The organism is Anaerolineae bacterium, from assembly GCA_014360855.1.
In the GTDB taxonomy this organism is placed as follows: domain Bacteria; phylum Chloroflexota; class Anaerolineae; order JACIWP01; family JACIWP01; genus JACIWP01.
In genome coordinates, this window is the sequence record JACIWP010000293.1 from 1 (window position 1) to 3534 (window position 3534).

The 3534-nt window shown below is 60.3% G+C and carries 5 protein-coding genes; all 5 read right to left on the reverse strand.

Going from position 1 to position 3534, the window contains the following annotated elements:
- Positions 1-120 precede the first annotated feature (120 nt).
- From cas4 to H5T60_12900, 5 genes are read right to left on the reverse strand one after another with little or no spacing between them, the layout of a single operon-like run.
- Positions 121-747 carry a CRISPR-associated protein Cas4 gene (gene cas4, locus H5T60_12880; protein MBC7243323.1) on the reverse strand — a complete coding sequence of 209 codons (627 nt, stop codon included), beginning with the start codon at positions 745-747 and terminating at the stop codon, positions 121-123.
- On the reverse strand, positions 711-977 hold the full coding sequence (gene cas2, locus H5T60_12885; protein ID MBC7243324.1) for a CRISPR-associated endonuclease Cas2: 267 nt from the start codon (positions 975-977) through the stop codon (positions 711-713). The genes cas4 and cas2 overlap by 37 nt, the downstream gene beginning before the upstream one ends.
- A 6-nt stretch (positions 978-983) precedes the next feature.
- A complete protein-coding gene (cas1, locus tag H5T60_12890; GenBank protein ID MBC7243325.1) occupies positions 984-2006 on the reverse strand; it encodes a CRISPR-associated endonuclease Cas1 in 1023 nt (340 codons plus the stop codon).
- Positions 1988-3022, reverse strand: coding sequence for a CRISPR system precrRNA processing endoribonuclease RAMP protein Cas6 (cas6, locus tag H5T60_12895; protein ID MBC7243326.1), 1035 nt, complete (start codon positions 3020-3022; stop codon positions 1988-1990). Before cas6 ends, cas1 begins: the two co-directional genes overlap by 19 nt.
- Before the next feature lie 32 nt (positions 3023-3054).
- Positions 3055-3492, reverse strand: coding sequence for a hypothetical protein (locus H5T60_12900; protein ID MBC7243327.1), 438 nt, complete (start codon positions 3490-3492; stop codon positions 3055-3057).
- Between the last annotated feature and the right edge of the window lie 42 nt (positions 3493-3534).

Here is a 3534-nt window from a genome sequence, read left to right on the forward strand (position 1 = left end):
TAGAGAGGAGTTTTGCGGATGTGAGCGGCCTTATTCGGTTGGTAAGGTGCATGGGCTTCGCAGATGTCATTTTGCTTGAAATGATGCGGTGATTTGCGCCAGGTTCAAGGGCGAAAAAAATTACACGTCGTTGCAGAAGCGCCGGAATTCACACACACTGCATTTGCCGCGCCGGCTTGGCGCCGGTGGCATCGTCTCGTGCAGGACGATGCGGCGCATGTCCTCCAGGGCGGTTTCCACCTGGCGGCGCAGGGCGGGTGTGATGTCCACCATCTTGGCCCGCCGCGCCGGGATGAGGTAGATGAAGCCCCGGCGTACTGGCAAATGCCATTGTTCTTCCAGTATCATCCCATAGGCCGTCACCTGCATGAAGAAATGTGTTACGACCCGGCCGGCAGTGAATTTGTAGTCGACAGGAATGGCTTCCCACTCGCCGTGTATATTATCGTCGGTGCGGATGGCCATGTCAAGTTTGCCGGAAAGGGCTAAATGCGCCGAATAGAGGTCAACGTTGAAGAGGCATGTGCCGCGTTGGAGGCCGTATGCCCGCAGGGAGCGACGTTTTTCCCGCTGACGTTCGTCCTCTCCCGCCATGGTGCCGGCTTCCATGAGGAAGGTGGTGGGGCGGACGTGCGGAAGGCAGTACAGGTAATAGACGATGCGCGGGCAGTAGAAGTATTGTTTCAGGTCGCTGACGCGGAATAATGGGCTTATTTGGTTGGGTTGGTTTTCTCTTGTTGTTTCCATTGGCGCCTCTTGTTCCAGCAGGTGGTGCAGATGGGGAAGATCTGGACGTCGGCGGCTTTGTTGCCGGCGCGCTTTTTGATCTTGGCCAGGAGTTCATCCATGTGGCTGGGGGCGAGGGAGCCGGCGAAGGCGGAGTATTGGATGCGCTCCAGCCCGTAGTCAAGGCAGATGTCGGCCACTTTGCTGCGCAATCGGTCATCCGGGATGTCATATACTACGACGCACTGCATGGGCATTCACCATTTGACGCAGAAGGGTGTATAGGCGTCGCGTTCCTGGCGCAGGAACGTTGCCATGTGGCGGGCCTGTTGTTGGATGATATGGCGCAGGAGCATTTTCTTGCGCCCGTAGCGTTCGGGTTTTTCCAAGCGCTCGAGGACCCCTTCGGCGATAGTGCGGCGGGTTTCGGCGGTGAGCCGCAGGTCCTGGTCTTGTTCGAAGCGTGTGTTGCGGTTGGCCATGGCGAAGATGACGCGGTCGGCGGCGGGGGCGCGGAATTCTTCGATCAGGTCGAGCACGAGGCTGGGTTTGCCGGCGCGATCGGCGTGGAGGAAGCCGGCGTAGGGGTCGAGGCCGGCGAGGATGATGGCGCGTTCGACCTGGGTGTAGAGGATGCCGTAGGCGTAGTTGAGGGCGGAGTTGAAGGGGTCTTGGGCTCCGCGTCCGACGCGTCCGTTCCAGTCCGGGGGTACGTTGACGACTTGGCGCACGGCGTTCCAGTATTTTTCGGCGGCGCGGCCTTCGATGGAGAGGATTTGGAAGCGGAGGGCTTCGATGTTGGGGCCGTCCAGGCGTTCGAGTTCGATGAGGTGGTCGAGGATTTCGCCGGCGCTCCATTGGAGTTCGCGGAAGGCGTCCTGGTCGGTTTGTTTGCGGTATTTGGCCATGTAGCGGAGGAGTGCGGCCTGGTTGAAGATTTTGCCGGCGGCGAAGGCTTTGGCGAGGCAGATGCCGCGTTGGTCGGAGAGGGCTTCGATTTGGGCGCGGCGGGTTTGGATGGTGCCGACGAGGCCGGCGGAGTAGATGCTGGCGCTGACGTAGCCGGAGGAGCGGATGAAGTGGATAGGGATGCCGGCTTCGCTGCAGGCGGTGATGGCGTCGGCGGAGATGGAGACGCCGCGGCTGGTGATGAATATGGCGTTGAGTGTGAGGAGGGGAGCCTCCTGGAGGAGGGTGTCTTTGAGGCGCACCTGGATGCGCTCGGAGTGTTTGCCGACGAAGGCTCCCCATTGGTCGACGATCAGGTATGTGAGGTCCATGCCGGCCCTACTTTTTGGGCAGTGTCAGAGCTTTGTCCAAGCGCATGTTGGGGGCTTTCCAGTTGGTACCAGCCGTTGCCCTTGACGGCGTCCTTGCCGACGTGGGTGAATTGTCCCCAGATCAGCCAGGGGAGGAAGGGTTGCCACTCAGGGGCTTCGTATACGGCGGTGCCGACGAAGCCCCCGAGTGGTGTGGCTCGACCCAATCGGGTGGAGTAGCTTTCCAGTTCGACCCAATGGGTGTGGTCCCGAACCAGATGCACCTGTTCCGCCTGGCTGATCAGGCTGGGGAAATCTGCTTGCAGTGGGGTGTCAGAGAACTCACGGGCGAGTGCGCTGAGCCGTTCCAGGAGGCGTTGGAACAGTGGCCGGAACAGGGGTCGTTTGACCAGGTTTTTTTGGTCCACAATGCGGGTGGGGGTGAGGAACCGGATGGTCAGACGAGTCGAATGGAATTCTCCCGCCCGCTGGATGATCTGTGGGTGGGTGATGGGGATATCCGGCAACTGCACCATATGTTCGCCTGCCTGAAGGATTGGCTGACACTCGCCCGTGAGGGGGTTGACCGCTGTCACCGCCTGGATGCGGAAGGTGCCCCGACGCTGACGGTTCTCCGGGAGTTTCAGGCCCAGGCCGGCACGGCCCATCTCGTCCAGGACGAGGATGATGTACGGGAAGAGGTTGAGGGCCTGGGCGAAGAGCGTCAGTCCGAAGGAGAACCGGTCGCCCGGTTCGTAGCGCGTGGAGCGGTCGAGGGGAGGTCGTATGGCGTAGGGGCGGGGTACGTCGCGCCCGCGCTCGCTTTCCGGCCGCATGGTGCTGACGAGGAAGGCGACGGGACAGCCGGCGACGAGGGGGCATTCTGCGCAGAGCTGAGCATGCCTGTTCATGCAAAAGCGGTTGAGCAGGGCATGGAAGATGGCACCGCGCAGGCTGGAGCCCTTGTGCGGGTTGAGCGCGAGCGGAGTGACGACCTCCACTTCGACTTGCACCAGATGGGCGGTGAAGTGGTCCATGATCTATCTCCAATCAAACGGACACGGGATTGTCAGGGGCTAATCCGTTCATAGTAGCTGAAGCTCTTGCTGGAACGGACCAGCCGATACGGCAAGATCACGCTTTTTCGGATTCGATCTGTTCCCAGTCTGATTTTCTCCTCCGAGAAGATGTTGAGTTTATCAAAGGTCAAGCTTTCCCCCCAATCGTCCATGATTTGGACCTGGCCGGCAACAAAGGCTTTCGGCAACTGGCCCTGCACTTGGGTGCCTTGTACAGCGACCCCATCCAGGGGGATAAATTCCGCCGGCAGGTTCTCGACGGTGTGGGGTTGTCCGCGCAGTTGGAAGAAACTGCCTCGTTTCCCGAAGTAGTTGACCTGTAGGACAAGGGAAATCAGCTCGTCCTTATGTGGTTCGGATACCCTGAATGCCAGGGCCAGCGTTCCCTCCAACTGCGCGTATTCTCGGAAGGCGATCGAGCGGTCCATTGGGGTCTCGGCGTCTTCCTTACGGGTGGGTTTCAGGACTTT

Excerpts from the sequence above, each read along its gene's own strand:
- cas4 (MBC7243323.1), bottom strand. The coding sequence starts at position 747 with ATGGAAACAACAAGAGAAAACCAACCCAACCAAATAAGCCCATTATTC.
- cas2 (MBC7243324.1), bottom strand. The coding sequence starts at position 977 with ATGCAGTGCGTCGTAGTATATGACATCCCGGATGACCGATTGCGCAGC.
- cas1 (MBC7243325.1), bottom strand. The coding sequence starts at position 2,006 with ATGGACCTCACATACCTGATCGTCGACCAATGGGGAGCCTTCGTCGGC.
- cas6 (MBC7243326.1), bottom strand. The coding sequence starts at position 3,022 with ATGGACCACTTCACCGCCCATCTGGTGCAAGTCGAAGTGGAGGTCGTC.
- H5T60_12900 (MBC7243327.1), bottom strand. The coding sequence starts at position 3,492 with ATGGACCGCTCGATCGCCTTCCGAGAATACGCGCAGTTGGAGGGAACG.